Genomic DNA, 19,932 nt, shown 5'->3' with positions numbered 1-19,932 from the left:
GAAAGAGGCAGGCGGAAACCGCCCACCCCTTCGTGATCACGTTTCAGTTATACCTTATCAGCCTTCATTTGCTGCTTTGTACTCTTTTGCCCATCCGTCAACAAATGCAGTTTTCACAGCATCCCACTCACCGGTACCCTGTGCATACTCAAGCATTGCACTGCCGACCTGGTTTTTCCACTCTTCAGAAGGCATGGTTGTGAAGTTCCATGAAACCGGAGTTTTACCGGCTTTTACATATTCATTGGCTGCTTTTACAAGCGGATTTGTAGACTCATAATTCTCATCAAAGGTCTTGAATGGTGTTGTAAATCCCATCTCCTGGCTTATAGACTCTCTTCCTTCGTCACTTGTGATAACCCAGCTGAGGAAATCAAGAGTTGCCTGGATATCCTTCTCATCTGCTTTTTTGTTTACACACCAGTAGTTCTCACTGCCTGTGCAAAGTCCCTGATCCTCTTCACCATCTACACCAATGTAGATTGGAAGCATTCCCATATCCTCGTCTGCTACTTCGTTATCTTTGATGCTATCATAAGCCCAGGTTCCATTCTGATAGAACACAGCCTCTCCAAGACCAAATTCAGCATTTGCATCATCGATAGTCTTGCTGGAAAGAAGGCTTGGCTCACAGGTAGAATCTGTGATATAAAGGTCAAACAGGTTCTTGAAGTTATCAAGATAGGTTCCTTTGATCGCATCTGTGGATGTGATTCCATCTTCTTTGTACTCATAATAGATTGGAAGGTTTGCAAGATGTGTCTTGAAACGCCAGTCACTGGAAGAATCAAAGCCTGCGGAAGTAAATGCACCGTCAACTCCAAGGTCATCTTTCTTAGCCTGGATATCATCTGCAACCTTCTTTAATGTCTCAAAATTGTTGATCTCATCTGCAGACTTGATCACAGCTCCATCCATCTCACAGTATTTCTTAAGAAGTGCCTTGTTGTAAATAAGTCCATATGTTTCAATTACATAGGCGATACCGTCAACTGCACCGCTGTCATCCTTCAGTACGAAATCGTCACTCTCCACATTTTTATAAACATCACTGTCTTTCAGGTCATAGCAATAATCCTTCCAGGATGCAAGTCCAACCGGTCCGTTAACCTGGAATAATGTCGGAACCTCATCTTTGGCCATCTCTGATTTCAGAGTAGACTCATAAGTTCCGGAAGCTGCTGTAACAACAGTAACAGGTACACCAGTCTCATCGGTGTATTTTTTTGCCAGATCTGACCACTGATCTGCCTGCTCCGGTTTAAAGTTCAGATAGTAAACAGAACCCTCACTGTCATCTCCTTTTGCCATGGCCGGAACTGCCGGGATCATGGTAGCTGCCATTAATGCTGCAAGACCAAATGCTGTTGCTTTTTTCATTCTCATAATCGTTACCTCTCCTTTACCTTAAATGATATTCAGTTCGTTCCCCGGATATGCTTATAACGCCCCATTTGCATATCCCTGACCGATAAGCTTTAAATTTGCTTCTCGATCAACTTGATGTTATTGTAAATCGGGGAGGTCATTTTCACTATATAAAAAAATCAAGAAACATGTTCATTTTTTTATATAGTGAAAATATTGATATTTTATCATAAAAAAAGAAACCGGAAGAGGATCACTCCTGTTCCGATTTCCTTTATATATTATTTTCGATTCATCATGCTTTATTGACAGATCCGAAAAGCTCCATTTTCTCTTTAACAGTAGCTTTGATCGCCTCTGCTCCAGGTGCAAGAAGCTTACGTGGGTCATATCCTTTACCCTGCTGATCTTTACCCTCTTCAATGTATTTACGTGTAGCTTCAGCAAATGCAAGCTGGCACTCTGTATTTACATTGATCTTGGAAACGCCAAGGCTGATCGCTTTCTTGATCATGTCTGCCGGGATACCTGTACCACCGTGAAGAACAAGCGGCATATCTCCTGTCAGTTTCTGAATAGCATCCAGAGTCTCAAAGCTTAAGCCCTGCCAGTTAGCCGGATATTTTCCGTGAATGTTACCGATACCAGCTGCAAGGAAGTTGATTCCGAGATCTGCAACTCTCTTGCACTCCTCAGGATCAGCGCACTCGCCCATACCAACAACACCATCTTCCTCGCCACCGATGGAACCAACCTCTGCCTCAAGAGACATGTTGTGCTCAGCAACGATCTTAACCAGCTCTTTAGTCTTAGCTACGTTCTCATCGATCGGATAATGAGATCCGTCGAACATAATGGAAGAGAAACCAGCCTCAACACATTTCAGGCATCCATCATAGCTGCCGTGGTCAAGATGAAGAGCAACCGGAACAGTGATGTTCAGCTCTTCCATCATACCGTTAACCATACCTACAACAGTCTTATAACCTGTCATGTATTTACCGGCACCCTCGGAAACACCAAGGATTACAGGAGAGTTGAGCTCCTGAGCTGTCTGAAGGATAGCTTTTGTCCACTCAAGGTTGTTGATGTTGAACTGACCAACTGCATAATGGCCTGCTTTTGCTTTTTTCAGCATTTCTGTTGCGTTTACTAACATGATAAAATCCTCCTAACCTGTATTAGGATACGGAAAAACCGTGTCCTTTATATCCAACCGTACTCATAATAGCAGATTTCCTTTGGTAAGTCCAGTGTTTTACCAAAAATGCTGATACTGTAAGAATTATTATTTTTTTTGAAAAAAAGCTTGCAATTTCATTAATTATTATATATAATATTTTTGTTGTTCACGGATGGATTCCCGAGTGGCCAAAGGGGGCAGACTGTAAATCTGTTGGCACCGCCTTCGAAGGTTCGAATCCTTCTCCATCCATCAGATTTTAGTTCTTACACTTTGTGAAGTGTAGGAACTATTTTTTTTGCTCAAAAAAGAAAACCGCAAAGGGGACGCAAAGCCGCGTCCCCTCTGCACACCCCTTGGGCTTTTTTTATTAGTGCTTAGCTGTGGTATACGTAATGTTATTGACTTGTGTCTGTATGCTTCGGTATAGGATGTGATACGCTATGCCGATACACTCCCACACACCACATTTCCCAGAACAGGACGCCTGCGACCGTCTCCGTCCACACAGATGCCCCATTCACAGCGTACGTATGTTCATTCGTTTCCCCCACAACAAAAAAAGCGGCCGCCTCCGAAGAACCAGCCACTCTTTTCACACATCATATATAGGAAGAAAATCTATTATTTATTAACTCTGTTAACCGTATTACCAGCCAGGAATGCCTTGATATTATCAACTGTGATATCCATGATTCTCTGTCTGGAAGCCTGAGCAGCCCAGGAGATATGCGGGGTGATGATGCAGTTTTTGGCTTTGAGGAGTGGGTTATCTCCTTTGATCGGCTCTGTGGATACAACGTCAAGTCCTGCTGCATAAACTTTGCCGCTGTTAAGCGCATCTGCAAGATCCTGCTCTACTACCAGCTGTCCACGGCTGTTGTTGATAAGGATAACGCCGTCTTTCATCTTTGCAATGTTCTCTTTGTTGATCATACCCTCTGTCTCCGGGAAAAGCGGGCAGTGAAGGAAGATCACATCAGACTGTGCAAACAGCTCATCAAGGGAAACATACTCAGCAAGCTTTGCACCAGCCTCACTCTGGTAAGCATCATAAGCAAGAACCTTCATATCAAGAGCATTCAGAAGCTTGGCTGTAGCCTGTCCGATTCTTCCAAGGCCAATGATACCGGCAGTTTTTCCATAGAGCTCGATCATCGGATAATCCCAGTAGCACCAGTCATCGTTGTTCTCCCATTTGCCAGCCTTAACAGTCTCATCATGATGACCATAGTGAGAGCAGATCTCAAGAAGAAGTCCAAGAGCATACTGACCAACGATCTGTGTACCATAAGTAGGAACATTCACAACCGGGATATTTTTTTCTTTCGCATAAGTATAATCAACAACATTGTAGCCAGTAGCCAGAACAGCGATCAGTTTCATATTCGGGCATTTGTCAATTGTCTCTTTGGAGATCGGAGTCTTGTTGATGATAACGATCTCAGCATCACCGATACGCTCAGCGATCAGTGGAGACTCCTCGTAGGAAGTTCTGTCATAAACAGTAACATCTCCAAGCTCTTTTAATGCGTCCCAGCTTAAATCTCCAGGGTTCTCTGTGTAGCCATCCAATACAACAATCTTCATATTCGTACTCACCTTTCTTAAAAAAATTTTTGTGGTATGTATGATTTATTTAATTCAGATCGATCAGCAATCTGAATTCAACTTTTCATCCAGAGCCTTCATATCATTAAGCTCGCGGATATACAGATCCTGTGCAAGATCAAGGCTTACCTCGACGAAGCGGATCTTCTGTCCAGGACGTGCCTGTGCGATCTTTGTAAAATCAACTGTGATCACAGTACCGATCTTCGGGTAGCCGCCTGTACTCTGACGGTCAGCCAGCATGATGATCGGCTGTCCGTTTAACGGGACCTGAACTGATCCCATGGAAATACCGTCTGTATTGATATTACCATCACCAGCATGCTCAACCGGCTCTCTCTCTATACGGCATCCCATGCGGTCAAATTCATTTGTGATCTTGCCGCTGTACCAGAAGAATTTACGGACCCCCTCTTCTGTAAATTCATTTTCCTGCGGTCCAAGAACAACCCGGAGAACAACCTCATCATCCGGAAAGATCTCTGCCGGAACATGGCGAAGCTCCATATTCGGAAGCTCTGTCTTCGGTGCTGTAAATTCGATACTGTCACCCTTTTCCAGCTTTCTTCCCTCAACACCGCCAATATGGTTACGAAGCAATGTGGACTTGCTTCCCATCACAAGCGGAATATCCAGTCCGCCTGCAAAAGCAATATATCCGCGGCTGCCGTTTCTGGCACCTGCAAACATCAGCTTCTGGCCTTTTTTTACAAGGACTGCCCTGTACATCGGAAAAGGCTGTCCGTCCAGCATCGGTGTCAGGTCACCGCCTGTCACCGCAATAATATTATCACTGGTAAAAGTAAGCGTTGGTCCGATGAAAGTCATCTCCAGCGCACCTTCTGTCATCTCATTTCCAACCAGCAGATTGGCAATATGGAAGGAATGAGGATCCATAGCTCCGGAGGTAGATACGCCAAATGCCTGGTTTCCGAATCTTCCTTCATCCTGAACGGTTGTCAGGATTCCTCCGTTTTCAACTGTTATTCCCATATCATGTCCCTCCGTTCTCAGCCATTATCCTGCAGTGTGTAGGTTTTTACTTTGTAAGTACCATTTTCCACATCTCTACGGATCTGGTCATATTCTGCTTTTGTGACGGGAACATGTTTTACCCAGTCACCCGCACGCACAAGGAACGGATCGTCCTTTGCAAAATTACAGATATCAAGCGGTGTACTTCCGATGATATTCCATCCGCATGGCTGCTCAAACGGAATAAAATCTGACAGTGCCAGCTGAACTACAATGGATCTTGCAGGAATCTTAACTCTCGGAGAAGTTCTTCTCTTAAAGCTGAAAGGCTCCTCAAATCTTGCCATATACGGATGTCCCGGTGCAAAACCAAGCATATATACATAGTACTCATGCTGGGAATGCTTGCGGATGATCTCCTCCGTAGTGGTATTCTCAAGTTCTGCACAGTACTCAAGATCCGGCCCTGTCTCACCGCCGTAATAAACCGGAATCTCTTTTACGACTTTCTCAGTTGTTGTGGAAACTTCGTGCATGTCTGCAATTCTCTTCTGCAGTTCCTCTACAAGTTTTCCGTAACGGATCACCTCCGGGCGGTAATGCACGATCAGTGCACAGTAGGTAGGAACTGTTTCCACCATACCTTCAACAGGAGATTCTTTTAATTTTTCGTCCAGCGCACGGACTTTTGCATTGACCTCAAGACTGATCACGCTGCCGAATTCAACGGAAACTGCTCTGTCTCCTGCAATCAGGAACTTCACATCCATTTAAGCTTACCTCCGTTCTTAATTTGACAAAAAGGCCCGTCATACGTGGTGACAGACCTTCCTGCATGTATCTTTTATTCGGTTAGTCTACAAATTCAAATCCGACTTTTTTAAGAGCTTCGTCAACCCATGGACGCGGCCACTCGCCACGTGTCAGGATTCCCTCAAGCTGTTTCTCCTCACCTGCATGATAGTTTCTTGCAATCTCAGCAAGCTCAGCTGTATGCTCATCCGGCTTGATCGCCAGAAGTCCATCAGAGTCTCCGACGATGATATCACCAGGATTGATTACGATTCCTGCGAAGGATACCGGGAAGTTCATCTCTCCCGGGCCGTTCTTGTATGGTCCGTTAGGTGTGATGCCTTTTGCATATACCGGGAAATCCATCTGGCTTAATGTGTAGCTGTCGCGAACACATCCGTCGATAATGATTCCTGCGATTCCTCTGGATTTCGCATAATTGCTCATGATCTCACCGCAAAGTGCTCTGCTCATGCTTCCTTTGTTTGCAAGAACGATAACGTCTCCTGGCTGAGCCATATCCAGAGCTTTGTGGAACAGAAGGTTATCTCCTGCCGGTGCGTTTACTGTGAAAGCTGTTCCCAGAAGTCTTGCCTTCGGGTTCAGTGGGAAAATGCTGGAATCTACAGCAGCGATTCTGCCACAGTTATCATCAATATTTGCTACCGGGATACCACGGAATGCTTCTACTAATTCTTTTGACGGTCTTTCAAAGTTTCGTCTGATTCTACATCCTAATGACATATGAAAACCTCTCTTCTTTTGATTACTGATCACTTGGTAACAGTGTCTTGTTTTATCTGGATTTATCATATCACACAAGTTTACCATTGAATAACGAATAATTTCTCTGTATAATATAAATAATTTTTATATTGTTTTGAAACTTACTTTATTCCTGATAGATTGTACCAAAGAAAAGGAGCTGATCATATGAATCTTGCTGAAATTGAAACCTTTCTCACCATCGTAAACACAAAAAGCATCACCCGTACAGCGGATCTTCTTTTTCTTTCCCAGCCTACAGTCAGCCACAGGCTCACTTCTCTGGAGAATGAACTCGGCTTTCCCCTTGTGATCCGCCAGAAGGGGCACAAGCAGGTGGAACTGACTGCCAAGGGAACCGATTTCATCATTCTTGCGGAACGATGGATGTCCCTCTGGAAAGAAACCATGGAACTGCAGCGCAACCAAGATTCCCTGCTGCTTACTATCGGCTGTACAGACAGTCTGAATGTTGCTGTCTTCGCACCTCTGTATGACAGGATTTTAAATGAGCAGACCAAGCTGGACCTGAACATTGAATCCCACCACTCATCAGAGCTCTATGGACTTCTTGGAGAACACAGCATTGATATCGGATTTGTCTACCATAAATTGCATTACAAGAATATCATAACAGAGAAAATCTTTGAAGAAAAGCTTTATCTGGTACAATCAGATCAGCCAGCCATTTCTGCTCCGGCAATACATACCGATGAGCTGGATCCATCCCTGGAGCTGTTTTTAAGCTGGGACGACAACTATCAGATCTGGCATGACCGCTGGCTTTCCTCCGCTTCCAGGCCTCACATTGCGGCAGATACCATCACGCTTTTGGACCGTCTCTGGAAAAAAACGGGAAACTGGATGGTCGCACCACAGTCTGTGATCCTTGAGCTTTCTCATTACCGGCCTCTTTTTATCAGTGAGCTAAAAAACACACCGCCAAACCGTGTCTGCTATAAAATCAAACATAAATATCCAAAATCCACCAGTAAACGGGCTGTGGAATTCTTCGAAAATGCGCTGGAAGACTTCCTCGCAGAATCCACTCCTTCTTTCCCCATCGGTCAGGTATGGGAACGTCAGAAATAAAAAAACGGCAAGCATAAATCTGTCACAGGAACATTCTCTGCTTTACCATTTCTTCTTATATTATATACCAGAATGATTCATCCACCGCTTTTCGCCACAAAAAGCGGTGGATATTTTTTTATCTGATTATTTGTTTTTCAGCTCTTCCACTGCTTTTTTGATTCTCGCGCATGCTTCCTGAAGATCCTCATAGCTGCATGCATAAGAGATTCTTAAGTATCCTTCTCCCTCGGAACCGAATGCAGATCCAGGTACCAGGGCAATCTTTGCATTATCAAGAAGATACTCGGCAACCTCCATGGAAGTCATTCCAAGGCTCTTAATATTTACGAAGATATAAAAAGCACCATGTGGGTTGTTACAGCTGATTCCATCGATCTCGTTCAGCGCTTTTACCACATAATCTTTTCTTCTCTGATACTCTTTTCTCATTGCCTCAACATCATCTGCACAATCAGTTAAAGCTGTGATCGCTGCTTCCTGTACAAAGGAAGATGCGCAGGTAACTGTATACTGATGAACACGTACGCAGGCCTGGATGATTCCAACTGGTGCACACAGATATCCAAGTCTCCATCCTGTCATGGAGTAAGCTTTTGAAAATCCTCCTAATGTGATGGTACGCTCTTTCATTCCCGGAAGAGATGCAATGCTTACATGCTCTGTTCCATCGTATACAAGCTGGCTGTAGATCTCATCTGCGATCACAAGAAGATCATGTCTGATAGCGATCTCGCTTAATTTCTCAAGTGTCTCTCTGGAAAAAACACCACCTGTCGGGTTGCTTGGGTTTACAACAACGATCATCTTAGTCTTGTCTGTGATCTTTGACTCCATCTCCTCAAAGTCGATCTGATAATCGTTCTCTTCTTTCAGGCTGTATGTTACAGGTACTGCTCCAAGCGCTGACGGAACATGGATGTAGTTCAGCCATACCGGGTTAGGAACAAGGATCTCATCGCCAGGATCCAGGAAAGCGTCCATGGATGCGAAAGTTGCCTCACCAACACCTACTGTTACAAGAACTTCAGATGCTTCATAATCTGTACCATGGTTCTCGTTCTCCCATTTTGCAATAGCTTCTCTCAGTTTCGGGATACCGTAATTGGATGTGTAAAATACATGTCCTGCTGCAAGGCTCTCGTTTGCTGCCTTTTTGATTTTCTCCGGTGTATCAAAATCCGGACGGCCGATCTCCAGGTGAATGATCTTCTCTCCTGCCTGCTGCATTTTGTTTGCTTTTTCCATTACTGCACGGATACCGGAAAACGGAAGGCATTCCATTCTTTTCGCTGTCTTGTACTCCATATTCATTTCCTCCTGAACCCTTTTATTTTTCTGCGGATGTCCCGCTTTTTTACTCTGGAAATTCCGGACTGTATCTGTGCAGATGGGCAAATCACCTGCACAGCTGCGCATTCATGTCCATTTAGTATTTAAGCGTATAGCTGATATCTCAACTATACGCTTAAATGGTATCATCGTAGTAATATTAAGTCAATTTAATAATTTGTATGTATAATATTAAGACTTTTTATATTTACTTACGCGTTATATTTGTTTACGTCAAGCTCACTCTCTTTCTTGTTAACGATAACGTTGACTGTTGCATCACCGATTACGTTAAGCGGAAGAAGTGCCATCTCAACCGGACGGTTGATTGCTACAACAAGTGCATATGCGATCATGCAAAGGTCAGATGTCCAGCCCATACCGGAAAGGATGGTTACGATCAGAGTTGTGCCTGCGATCGGAATAGCCGGGCAGCCCATTGCTGCACAGATGGAAAGGAATGCAACTGTGATCAGGTTTGCAGGTGTGATGTCAATTCCGGATGCTGTTGCAATAAAGGTTACTGCAAACATATGCATAACTGTTGTTCCGTTCATGTTGATGGTCATACCTGTAGGAAGTACAAAGCTTGTGATCTCCTGAGAGCACCCAAGCTCATCAATACATGTTCTGGTGTTCAGCGGAAGGCATGCTGCGGAAGAGTTTGTGGAGAATCCGAATACACCGACCTTTGCGATCTTTTTAAGGAATTTCATCGGGCTTAAGCCTGTTGTAAGGCCGATACCGATCGGATAAATAGTAACAACAAGTACAAACAGTGTCAGCATCGCGCCTACAATGTAAGCTGCTGCAGGTGCCAGATACTCTGCTCCGTAGATAGCGAATGTACGGGAGATCAGACAGAAGATTGCAACAGGACCAACCTTGTTGATCAGGAATGTAAGATACAGGTTGATGATATCACTGAAATTTTCAAGAACTTTTTTCAGAGGATTCACCTTGTCACCAAGTGCATTCATGCAAAGTCCGAGAACGATAGCTACTACTACAACTGCAAGAATGCTGTTGTTGCTGCTGAATGCGGTTCCGATGTTGGACGGAACTGCTGTTACGATTGTTGCAAGCGGGTTAAACTGATCCAGTGTTGCAGCCTCTGTAACTGCCTCTGCCGGAAGCTTAACATTGAAGAAGCCTGCGGATTTCATTGCAAATGCAACGATACCTGCGATGCATGCGCCTACTACATAGAAGCAGAAGAATCCAAGAAGTGTACGTCCTGCGATTCTTCCCAGCTTGGAAGAGCTGGAGATACTGCACATTGCAAGACTTAAGGATACAAGTACCAGCGGTACGATTGCCATCTGTAATCCTCTCATGAACAGCTGTCCGATAATGTAGAAGAGACCGATGGAATGAAAGCCCTGATCTGCTGTAATATCCTGGAACAGAAGTGCATTAATCACGTTCCATGTTCCCTCGGACATCTGCTGCTTCAGAAGCATAAATCCGAGTCCTACGACCAGACCGCCGACCAGAGCGATCATCATGTTTCTTACTATGTTGTTCTGTTTTTTCTCTTTTGCCATAGTTTCCACCCTTTCCTTTCTTATCCTAAAAAAGTACAAATTTTCATATAAAAAGAGCCGGACAAATCATCGCAGTAATCCCTTGTTTTAAATCTCCTTTGATTTATCCGGCATTCTATCTCTCATATGAATGTACTTTATTTAGTTTTTATAAGTGTTTGATCTCAATACCCTCTTCTGTGAATTTCTCACGGATCTTCTGTACAAAAGCAAGTGCTTTCGGTCCGTCTCCGTGTACACAGAGTGTGTCGCCTTTGATGTCAAGCTCTTTTCCGTTGATGGATGTGACTTTACCTTCTTTGATCATCTTCACGCATCTTTCGATGGCAACGTTCTCATCTGTGATCATGGACCCCTCCATCTTTCTCGGTACAAGAGAAAGATCATCCATGTATGCACGGTCTGCAAAAATCTCAGATGCTGTACGAAGTCCCTTGTTCTCAGCAATATCACCAAGAACTGCTCCTGCACAGTAGTAAACGATCAGATCTTTGTCATACTCACAGATTGCCTCGCAGATCGCTGTGGAAATGTCCTCGTCATACTGGCAGGCATTTCCCATTGCTCCATGAGGAGCGACATGCTGAAGCTTCATTCCGTAGCTCTTAGTGAAAGCAGCCAGAGCTCCTATCTGATATCTGACGTAATTCTTAACTTCATCATGAGAGAGAACCATCTTTCTACGTCCAAAGCCAAGAAGATCAGGATATCCAGGATGGGCTCCAACCATAACGCCACGTTCCTTTGCCATGCGGACTACCTTATCCATTACCATCGGATCGCCTGCATGCCAGCCACATGCTACATTTGCTGTTGTGACATATTTGATGATCTCTTCATCTCCACCAAGCTTATATGCGCCAAAGCTCTCACCCATGTCACTGTTTAAGTCGATACTGTACATGTTGCTACCTTCCTTTCTTTCTTTACTTATTGAAAGTATAACATGTTAAATAAAAATAATAAAATAGAATATTTTTTCAGAATATATTAATAATTTCTATATTTCTTTTGCAATAAATTTTACTTTTTTCTGATCCGTTTTTTGAAAATCTATTGACAAAGGATTTTATATATGATTAAATAGTCATATGAACATTAATTCATATATTCATATAAATAATCAGCAAGGAGAATTCATATGAAAGAGATATTAGAGAAGACTTCCTCAGATTCCTGCGGATGCGGTCACGACCATCATGATGTACATGACCATGTAGAACATGCGCATGAAGAACATCACCACCATGAACACAACGATGAGCACTGCGGCTGTGGCTGTGAGGATCATGAACACGAACATCATCACCATCATGAACATGTCAACGATCACTGCGGTTGCGGCTGTGAGGATCATGAACATGAGCACGAACATCATCATCATGACCATGACGATCACTGTGGCTGCGGCTGTGAGGGGCATGAACATGAGCACGACCATCATCACCATCATCACCATGACGATCACTGTGGCTGCGGCTGTGAGGGGCATGAACATGAGCACGACCATCATCACCATCATCACCATGACGATCACTGTGGCTGCGGCTGTGAGGGGCATGAACATGAACACGACCATCATCACCATCATCACGACGAGCACTGCGCTTGTGGCTGCGAGGATCATGAGCACGAACATGGCCATCACCACCCCCACAGCACAGCATCTGCGAAGCGTGTCTACATCCTGGAGAACCTTGGCTGTGCTCACTGTGCTTCCAAGATGGAAGAACAGATCCAGCATCTTGACGGCGTAGAAAGTGCAACCATCACTTTCGCTACCAAACAGCTTCGTCTCAATGCAGCAGATCCAGATGCTCTGCTTCCGCAGATCCGTAAGATCTGCACCTCTATTGAGTCCGAAGTTAAAGTTGTTCCGAGAAATCCGAAGCCTTCTGCTTCTGCTGACGTAACAACCAGGATCTACCTTCTTGAGAACTTGGGCTGCGCTCACTGTGCTTCAAAAATGGAAGAACAGATTGCCGACCTTGACGGCATCTCCGAAGCTACCATTACTTTTGCAACCAGGCAGCTTCGTGTAACTGCAAAGAATCCGGACCGTTACCTGGATCAGATCCGCAGGATCTGTACTTCCATCGAATCCGAAGTTATAGTAAAAGAAAAAGATCCGAGGCCAAAGGCACAGGCAGCTACATCCGAAACTCACGCAGCCAGTACAAAGAGAACTTTTTCCAAAGAAAAGATCGATACAATCTGCATTATCATCGGTGCGATCCTTTTTGTTGCCGGTGAGATCATGGAACATAAAGGATTTACAGATACCGCCACTCTTCCGGTATTCGTGATCGCATACCTTGCACTTGGCGGTGTGATCGTTGTAAAAGCAGCCAAAAACATCTCACACGGACAGATTTTTGATGAAAACTTCCTGATGAGTATTGCAACACTTGCCGCTTTTGCTATCAATGATTCTGCTGAGGCCGTAGGCGTTATGCTCTTCTACCGAATTGGCGAGCTTTTCGAAGAAAAAGCTGTTGAGCGAAGCCGCGGTCAGATCATGGACGCAGTTGACCTCCGTCCGGAAGTTGTAAACCTTGTTGCCGGCGATGATGTTCAGGTAATTCCATCTGAAGATGCTCAGGTTGGAGATGTTCTCCTGGTTCGTCCTGGTGACCGTATTCCTCTTGACGGTGTGATCATCGAGGGAAGCAGCCGCATCGACACATCACCGATCACAGGTGAGCCTGTACCAGTTGCTGTAAACGAAGGTGACGAGATCACTTCCGGATGTGTAAATACCTCCGGTCAGTTAAAGATCCGTGTGGAAAAACCACTCGGAGAATCCATGGTAACACGTATCCTGGATTCTGTAGAAAATGCAGCAGCAAGCAAACCGAAGATCGACCGTTTTATCACACGTTTTGCAAAAGTATACACCCCTTGTGTTGTAGGAATCGCTGTTGCAACAGCACTGATTCCTTCCCTTGTAACCGGGAACTGGCACTACTGGATCTACACAGCGATCACCTTCCTGGTAATGAGCTGCCCATGTGCTCTTGTACTTAGTATCCCGCTTGCTTTCTTCTCAGGAATCGGTGCTGGTTCCAAAAAAGGAATCCTGTTCAAAGGCGGCCTTTCTATTGAAGGATTAAGCCACCTTGGTGCAGTCGTTATGGATAAGACAGGTACTATCACAGAAGGTAACTTCCAGCTCCAGAAAGTTGTTACAATCGGAGAATACAGTGAAGAGCAGCTTCTTGCCATGTGCGCAGGCTGCGAACAGAACTCTACTCACCCAATCGCAAACAGTATCGTAGCTGCCGCAAAAGAGCGCGGAATAAGCCTTGAAAAGCCCCTTTCCCTTGAAGAGATCTCCGGCCATGGAATTTCTGCCCAGATGCCAGAAGGCAAAGTCCTCTGCGGAAACCGCAAGCTGATGGACAAATTCGGTGTTGCAATCGGAGAACTTCACGAAGCAGCTTACGGATCTGAAGTATTCATGGCTGTAAACGGAAAATTCGCCGGATATATGTTAATTTCCGATACCATCAAACCAGATGCAAAAGATGCCATCGCTTCTCTCAAGAAACTTAATCTTCACACAGTTATGCTTACCGGCGACTCTGAGGACAGTGCTCAGGCTGTTGGAAAAGAAGCCGGAATTGACGAGATCTATGCAAAACTTCTTCCTGAAGATAAGCTGAACGCATTAAAGAAGATCCGTCAGGAACATGGAACTGTAATGTTTGTCGGTGACGGAATCAACGATGCTCCTGTACTTGCAGGTGCTGATGTAGGAGCTGCTATGGGAAGCGGTGCTGATGCCGCTATCGAAGCTGCTGACGCCGTATTTATGAATTCCAACGTAGATGCGATCCCTCAGTCCGTTTCCATTGCAAAGAACACCAACCGCATTGCATGGCAGAACGTAGTATTTGCTCTTGTGATCAAGATCGCAGTTATGATCCTTGGTCTTGCAGGACACGCAAACATGTGGATGGCTGTATTTGCGGACACCGGCGTTGCCATGATCTGCGTGCTGAATTCCATTCGTATCCTGTATAAAAAATAAAAATTTGACCGGTGCGGTTTTTTCAGCTACAATAGAAGTTAATATTTTGGAGGATGCGCAAATGAAGAAACCACATATAGATTACCCGATCAACGATGATACACTCTACAGACTTGCGGATCTTTTTAAGGTTTTCGGAGACCCGACAAGAATCCGCATCCTGTACGCACTTTCTGTTGAAGAGCTCTGCGTCCAGGATATCGCAGACAGACTTTCCATGACCCAGAGTGCGATTTCCCATCAGCTCCGTGTACTGAAGCAGATGTCACTGGTCAAGTTCCGCAGAGACGGAAAAACAATTTTTTACTCCCTGGCAGACAGCCATGTGGCAACCATCATGAATCAGGGTCTAGAGCATGTAACAGAAGAATAAAAAAACGGTCTGGCTTTCCCTTTTCCGGGAAATTACCAGACCGGCTTTTTATATCTGCCGGATTCCATTACGGAAGTGTCCGGCAGATTTTTTATTATTCATATTCACGATACACTGCTGCACCGAATAACTGCCTGTCAGTCTGATTCGGCCACGTCATTTTCATTCATTTACACTGTTGATTGCATCCACTGTTTTCTTATATTCAGCAGCTACCTTTCCAAGCAGCTCCGGAAGCCTGGACACATCCGGATTTCCGTTTCGCAGCTCCTCTGTGATATCGCTTGAAACTTTGAAAAGCTGTGTGAAACCAAGATTTGCACATACACCTTTTAAGGTGTGAGCTGCACGGAATGCCTCTTCATAATCCTGTTTTCCCAGAGCATCTTTCAGTAACTGATAGCTTGGATCGTCCAGAAATTTCCGAGCAAATTTCTCAACCAGCATCTTATTTCCTGCAAAACGTCCAAGTACCTCTTCGTAATTGCTTTCGATGGCATTATAGCACTGTTCAATTGTCATTTTTAAATTTCTCCTTTCCGGCCCATCAGATATCTGCCATTATTTCCAGGACAGCTGTCTGATCTTGTGTATTATTTATATTTATCTTTAGCTCCATGATAAAGCACCATGACTCCGTATGCAGGCATTCGTACCTGAAGGATTCCTGCTTCTGCAATATATTCTTCTGCCTCTTCTGTATAGCCGTTTTTAGAGGAAAGCATGATTCTCTGGAAAGCTGCAGCACCTTTACGGCTTACACCTGTTTTCCAGGCTGTCACACGCACGTCCCTCTCATATTCCTGATTATTCAGGATCACTATAATCTGCTCATCATCCGAAAAACGTCCATAGCTTAAGCCCTGATAATCATTCCACAAAAATTCCAGGGATCCTTTTGAAAGGAGCGGATATGCCTTGTGTATACAAATCATCCGCTTGTGGAAATCAAGCATTTCAAGATCTTCTTTTCCCCAAGGGTATGTCCTCCGGTTGTCCGGATCTGTAAATCCGCAGACACCAGCCTCGTCTCCGTAATATACGGTTGGCGCGCCAGGCCAGGTCATCTGGATCACAACAGCCTCTCTCATGATCGCAGGATTGATGTTTGCAGATGCTGCCTCAGCTCCTGCGTAGGAAAGTCTTCCTACCCTATGGTTCGTTCTTGTGAGGAACCTGGAATGATCGTGATTGGAAAGCTCATTCATAGCCCCGTAAAGAGCTCCCATATGAAGGGAACGCATGTGATGCTTCATAGCCCCGATAAAGGCCTCACTGTTGCCGTAGAGATCTTCTCTGTACTCATCACTGTGCTTCTCCATCCCGGTTAGAAACCAGGTTACAGGCTCCATAAAAGCATCGTAGTTCATCACAGTATCCCACTCATCTCCAAGCAGCCAGCTCTCCGGATTTCCATAATGCTCAGCCAGGATCACTGCTTCCGGATTCGCTTCCCGCACTACTTTGCGAAACTCTTTCCAGAAACGGTGGTTAAATTCATTGCTGTGCCCCAGATCTGCTGCAACATCCAGTCTCCATCCATCTACATTGTAAGGCGGGGAAACCCACTTCTTTCCTACTTCCAGAATTGTTTTACAAAGCTCCTCCGACTCTTCGTAATTCAGCTTGGGCAGAGTATCATGGGTCCACCATCCCTCATAGGAAGGATTGTACGGCCACAAATTCTGATTCTTGAAACAAAAGAAAGAACGGTAAGGGCTGTCTGCTGAAACATAAGCACCTTTCTCATAGCCTTCCTGATTTTCATAGATCCGCTCCCTGTCCATCCATTTATTGAAGGATCCGCAGTGGTTGAACACACCATCCAGGATCACTTTCATTCCTCTCCTGTGGATTTCCTCCACAAGCTCCTGAAACAGCTTGTTGCTGGCCTCCAGGTTGCGTTTATCCGTCACACGGCAGATATACTTGGCCGCATGGCTGTTATCCCTGTCTCCCGGGCTTAAAAGGCCGTCACAGTCCTCCACGATCTTCCCGATATGGGGATCGATATGGTCATAATCCTGGCAGTCATATTTATGATTGCTGGGTGAAACAAAAACCGGATTCAGATAGATCACGTCCACGCCCAGCTGCTGCAGATAATCAAGCTTATCCATCACGCCCTGGAGATCACCGCCGTAAAATTCCCTGACCCCCATTACTGCAGGTATTTTTTCCCAGTCATCTACTTTCACAGAAATATCTCCAATATAAGAGTATTCTGCTGTCTCCACATCATTAAAAGGATCTCCGTTATAAAACCGATCTACATAGATCTGGTACATTACCGCACCTTTCAGCCACTCCGGCACATGATAATCCGGATAGATCTCAAACTCAGTCCGTTCTTCATGTCTGGTACTGACACCATTGGTATCATAATAACAGGTAACAAGACCTGAATGGATCTCAAAATAATACCGCAGGATATCGGTTCCCATTACAACCTGTGCAGTATAGTAATCAAAGCTTCCCGATGTCTTCTCACGTTTCATTTCCAGATATTCTCCGTCATGCACAAGACAGACATTGTCCACATTATTACGCTGTGTCCTGAAACGGATCGTAACCGTATCGCCCACATCAGGCTCCACCGGTGTCCGGTAATATTCGGTTCCGTCACTGAACATTGCGTCTTTATTTAATACCGGACTCATATTGAGTATATACTGCATTTTTTTTGTAGTCTCCATGCTTTCATGTAACATTCTATTTTCCTCGCTCCGTTTTTAGCACTCATATTTAGTATATTAGCGTAATTTTTTATATCCTGCAAGCATTCCTGCCTTTGTTTTTCTTATCTTCCCATTCATATCTTTTTATATTTTTTTACAGTAAAAAAGACAGCTGGTTAGGCTGCCTTTTTTGGAGAAGGTATTTCTTCTTATGGGGTGTAGCAAAAACTATATAATGTATTGGGGGGTTTTTACGGTATATATAGTACCATGCGTCCATCAAAAAGTGTGCACAAAGTTCACAAAATTCAATATGTTTTTTTGTGCATTTTATTCGTTAATTTCTGCAACCCCATTTTTTTCTGTTGTAAAAAGTGCTTCAAACTCCTCACGATGTACTTTTTCCTTCTCAAGAAGAAGGGCTGCACAGCCATGAAGAACATCCATGTGCTCACGGATAATGCTCTCAGCTTTCTCGTGGCACTCGCTGATAATACGGGATATCTCAGCATCGATCTCTCTTGCTACTTCTTCGCTGTAGCCTCTTGTATGCGCCAGGTCACGGCCGATAAATACCTCATCATCGTCATTTCCATAGGCAATCAGACCGATTTTCTCAGACATACCATATTTCATGACCATGGAGCGTGCGGTCTCTGTTGCTCGCTTGATGTCATTGGAAGCACCTGTTGTGATATCACCGAAAATGATCTCCTCAGCCACACGTCCTCCTAGAAGTGTGGTGATATCCTCCAGCATCTTATTCTTTGTGTTGAACATCTCATCATTATCCGGCAGCGGCATGGTGTATCCTGCTGCTCCCATACCTGTCGGGATGATCGAAATGGTATAAACCGGATCCATATGAGGAAGAACATGGAAAAGAATCGCGTGTCCTGCTTCGTGGTACGCTGTGATCTTCTTCTCCTTGTCAGAAATCACCTTGCTCTTCTTCTCTGCTCCGATTCCAACTTTAATGAATGCTGCCTTGATATCTTTCTGCATGATATACGGGCGGCTCTCCTTAGCTGCGTCAATAGCTGCCTCATTGAGAAGGTTCTCAAGGTCAGCACCTGTAAATCCTGCAGTTGTCTGGGCGATCTGACGAAGATTCACATCATCTCCCAGCGGTTTATCCTTGGCATGTACCATCAGAATCTCTTCTCTTCCCTTGACATCCGGACGGCCAACACCTACTTTACGGTCAAACCGTCCAGGACGGAGAATTGCCGGATCCAGGATATCCACACGGTTGGTCGCTGCCATTACGATAATTCCTTCATTTACACCAAAACCATCCATCTCAACAAGAAGCTGGTTCAGTGTCTGCTCTCTCTCATCGTGTCCACCGCCCATACCGGTTCCTCTCTGGCGGGCAACTGCATCGATCTCATCGATAAAGATGATACACGGTGCATGACGTTTGCCTTCCTCAAAAAGATCTCTTACACGGGAAGCACCGACACCGACAAACATCTCCACAAAATCCGATCCGGAAATAGAAAAAAACGGTACGCCTGCTTCTCCTGCAACAGCTTTTGCCAGAAGGGTCTTACCGGTTCCCGGAGGGCCCACAAGAATTACTCCTTTCGGGATTCTGGCTCCGACTTTTGTATATTTCTGCGGAGATTTCAGGAAGTCAACTACCTCCTCCAGATCCTCTTTCTCCTCCTGGAAACCTGCAACATCCTTGAATGTTACTTTCTTATCGTCAGGGGAAGACATTCTGGCTCTGCTTTTTCCGAAATTCATCATCTTCGCATTGCTTCCGCCGCCACCGGACATCTGACGGTTCATCATCATAAAGAAAAAGATGAGGATAGCTCCTGTCAGTACGACCGGAAGAACAGTTCCGATCATAGAACTGTCTCTTGGTACATTGCGGATGGTTGGATCAATGTCATATTTCTCAAGAAGTTCCTCTGCTTCTTTTACATCGGTTACATAGACTGTCTTCTGACCGTCTGAAACAATGTTTGCTGTTACATAACCGGTGGGCACTTCTCTGTTCTGATGGATCACAGCATCCGTCACCTTGTCTTCTTCCAGGGCCTTCTCCAGCTGTCCCATTGTGTAGCTTCCCTGGGTCGATACCTGGTCATTGAGATACAGATATCCTGCGATCAGCGCCACAATAAGCAGAAAGTACAGGCCTATCTTACCTGAATGCTTGCTCACTTGGT

15 protein-coding genes and 1 tRNA gene are annotated in these 19,932 nt (G+C 44.8%); 4 read left to right on the top strand and 12 right to left on the bottom strand.

Translation table 11 applies throughout. The features are described 5' to 3' along the window. Positions 1 to 57 precede the first annotated feature (57 nt). Together AC04Q4_RS17500 and fba are read right to left on the bottom strand one after the other, a co-directional pair. Positions 58 to 1,386: an extracellular solute-binding protein gene (locus tag AC04Q4_RS17500; protein WP_178774958.1), complete on the bottom strand. Its 1,329-nt coding sequence runs from the start codon at positions 1,384 to 1,386 to the stop codon at positions 58 to 60. 277 nt (positions 1,387 to 1,663) lie between these two features. Continuing rightward, positions 1,664 to 2,527, bottom strand: a complete 864-nt coding sequence (fba, locus tag AC04Q4_RS17495; RefSeq protein WP_015527136.1) for a class II fructose-1,6-bisphosphate aldolase — start codon at positions 2,525 to 2,527, stop codon at positions 1,664 to 1,666. Between the two features lie 194 nt (positions 2,528 to 2,721). Here fba and AC04Q4_RS17490 point away from each other — a divergent pair. Then, positions 2,722 to 2,803 (top strand) — tRNA-Tyr (locus tag AC04Q4_RS17490). 372 nt (positions 2,804 to 3,175) lie between these two features. Here the strand turns inward: AC04Q4_RS17490 and AC04Q4_RS17485 are convergent. The 4 genes from AC04Q4_RS17485 to AC04Q4_RS17470 all read right to left on the bottom strand — a co-directional run bounded on the left by AC04Q4_RS17485 (position 3,176) and on the right by AC04Q4_RS17470 (position 6,673). Then, positions 3,176 to 4,141, bottom strand: coding sequence for a D-2-hydroxyacid dehydrogenase (locus tag AC04Q4_RS17485; protein ID WP_119240832.1), 966 nt, complete (start codon positions 4,139 to 4,141; stop codon positions 3,176 to 3,178). Between the two features lie 63 nt (positions 4,142 to 4,204). Further along, on the bottom strand, positions 4,205 to 5,155 hold the full coding sequence (locus tag AC04Q4_RS17480; protein ID WP_173737522.1) for a 5-oxoprolinase subunit C family protein: 951 nt from the start codon (positions 5,153 to 5,155) through the stop codon (positions 4,205 to 4,207). Positions 5,156 to 5,172: 17 nt separating this feature from the next. Beyond that, complete coding sequence (gene pxpB, locus AC04Q4_RS17475) at positions 5,173 to 5,907, bottom strand: 5-oxoprolinase subunit PxpB (protein WP_119240830.1); 735 nt, start codon at positions 5,905 to 5,907, stop codon at positions 5,173 to 5,175. Between the two features lie 82 nt (positions 5,908 to 5,989). Then, a complete protein-coding gene (locus tag AC04Q4_RS17470) occupies positions 5,990 to 6,673 on the bottom strand; it encodes an RraA family protein (protein WP_173737521.1) in 684 nt (227 codons plus the stop codon). Positions 6,674 to 6,862: 189 nt separating this feature from the next. On the opposite strand from AC04Q4_RS17470, the gene AC04Q4_RS17465 reads away from it, so the two are divergent. Beyond that, positions 6,863 to 7,786: a LysR family transcriptional regulator gene (locus tag AC04Q4_RS17465; RefSeq protein ID WP_173737520.1), complete on the top strand. Its 924-nt coding sequence runs from the start codon at positions 6,863 to 6,865 to the stop codon at positions 7,784 to 7,786. 126 nt (positions 7,787 to 7,912) lie between these two features. On the opposite strand, the gene AC04Q4_RS17460 is transcribed toward AC04Q4_RS17465, so the two are convergent. The 3 genes from AC04Q4_RS17460 to AC04Q4_RS17450 form a co-directional block, all read right to left on the bottom strand. Further along, a complete protein-coding gene (locus tag AC04Q4_RS17460; protein ID WP_118062158.1) occupies positions 7,913 to 9,094 on the bottom strand; it encodes a pyridoxal phosphate-dependent aminotransferase in 1,182 nt (393 codons plus the stop codon). Positions 9,095 to 9,330: 236 nt separating this feature from the next. Further along, the gene (locus AC04Q4_RS17455; protein ID WP_476389390.1) at positions 9,331 to 10,665 is read right to left on the bottom strand and encodes a cation:dicarboxylate symporter family transporter; all 1,335 of its coding nucleotides are present in this window, start codon (positions 10,663 to 10,665) and stop codon (positions 9,331 to 9,333) included. Between the two features lie 148 nt (positions 10,666 to 10,813). Further along, positions 10,814 to 11,569 (bottom strand): 5-oxoprolinase subunit PxpA, encoded by a 756-nt coding sequence (locus AC04Q4_RS17450; RefSeq protein ID WP_476389389.1) that lies wholly within the window; start codon positions 11,567 to 11,569, stop codon positions 10,814 to 10,816. A 237-nt stretch (positions 11,570 to 11,806) separates the two neighbouring features. Between AC04Q4_RS17450 and AC04Q4_RS17445 the strand changes: the two genes are divergently transcribed. Then, positions 11,807 to 14,698: a heavy metal translocating P-type ATPase gene (locus AC04Q4_RS17445; protein ID WP_476389388.1), complete on the top strand. Its 2,892-nt coding sequence runs from the start codon at positions 11,807 to 11,809 to the stop codon at positions 14,696 to 14,698. A gap of 61 nt (positions 14,699 to 14,759) precedes the next feature. After that, positions 14,760 to 15,071, top strand: coding sequence for an ArsR/SmtB family transcription factor (locus tag AC04Q4_RS17440; protein WP_021976406.1), 312 nt, complete (start codon positions 14,760 to 14,762; stop codon positions 15,069 to 15,071). 162 nt (positions 15,072 to 15,233) lie between these two features. On the opposite strand, the gene AC04Q4_RS17435 is transcribed toward AC04Q4_RS17440, so the two are convergent. The 3 genes from AC04Q4_RS17435 to ftsH all read right to left on the bottom strand — a co-directional run bounded on the left by AC04Q4_RS17435 (position 15,234) and on the right by ftsH (position 19,927). Next, the gene (locus AC04Q4_RS17435) at positions 15,234 to 15,593 is read right to left on the bottom strand and encodes an Hpt domain-containing protein (protein ID WP_173737516.1); all 360 of its coding nucleotides are present in this window, start codon (positions 15,591 to 15,593) and stop codon (positions 15,234 to 15,236) included. A 71-nt stretch (positions 15,594 to 15,664) separates the two neighbouring features. Then, positions 15,665 to 17,782 (bottom strand): alpha amylase N-terminal ig-like domain-containing protein, encoded by a 2,118-nt coding sequence (locus AC04Q4_RS17430; RefSeq protein ID WP_476389387.1) that lies wholly within the window; start codon positions 17,780 to 17,782, stop codon positions 15,665 to 15,667. Between the two features lie 297 nt (positions 17,783 to 18,079). Further along, positions 18,080 to 19,927 (bottom strand): ATP-dependent zinc metalloprotease FtsH, encoded by a 1,848-nt coding sequence (gene ftsH / locus AC04Q4_RS17425; RefSeq protein WP_476389386.1) that lies wholly within the window; start codon positions 19,925 to 19,927, stop codon positions 18,080 to 18,082. Between the last annotated feature and the right edge of the window lie 5 nt (positions 19,928 to 19,932).

It is taken from the genome of Blautia sp. HA8986, from assembly GCF_056504635.1.
The sequence above is the reverse complement of the archived record's forward strand: the minus strand, read 5'-3'. Positions and strand labels throughout refer to the sequence as shown.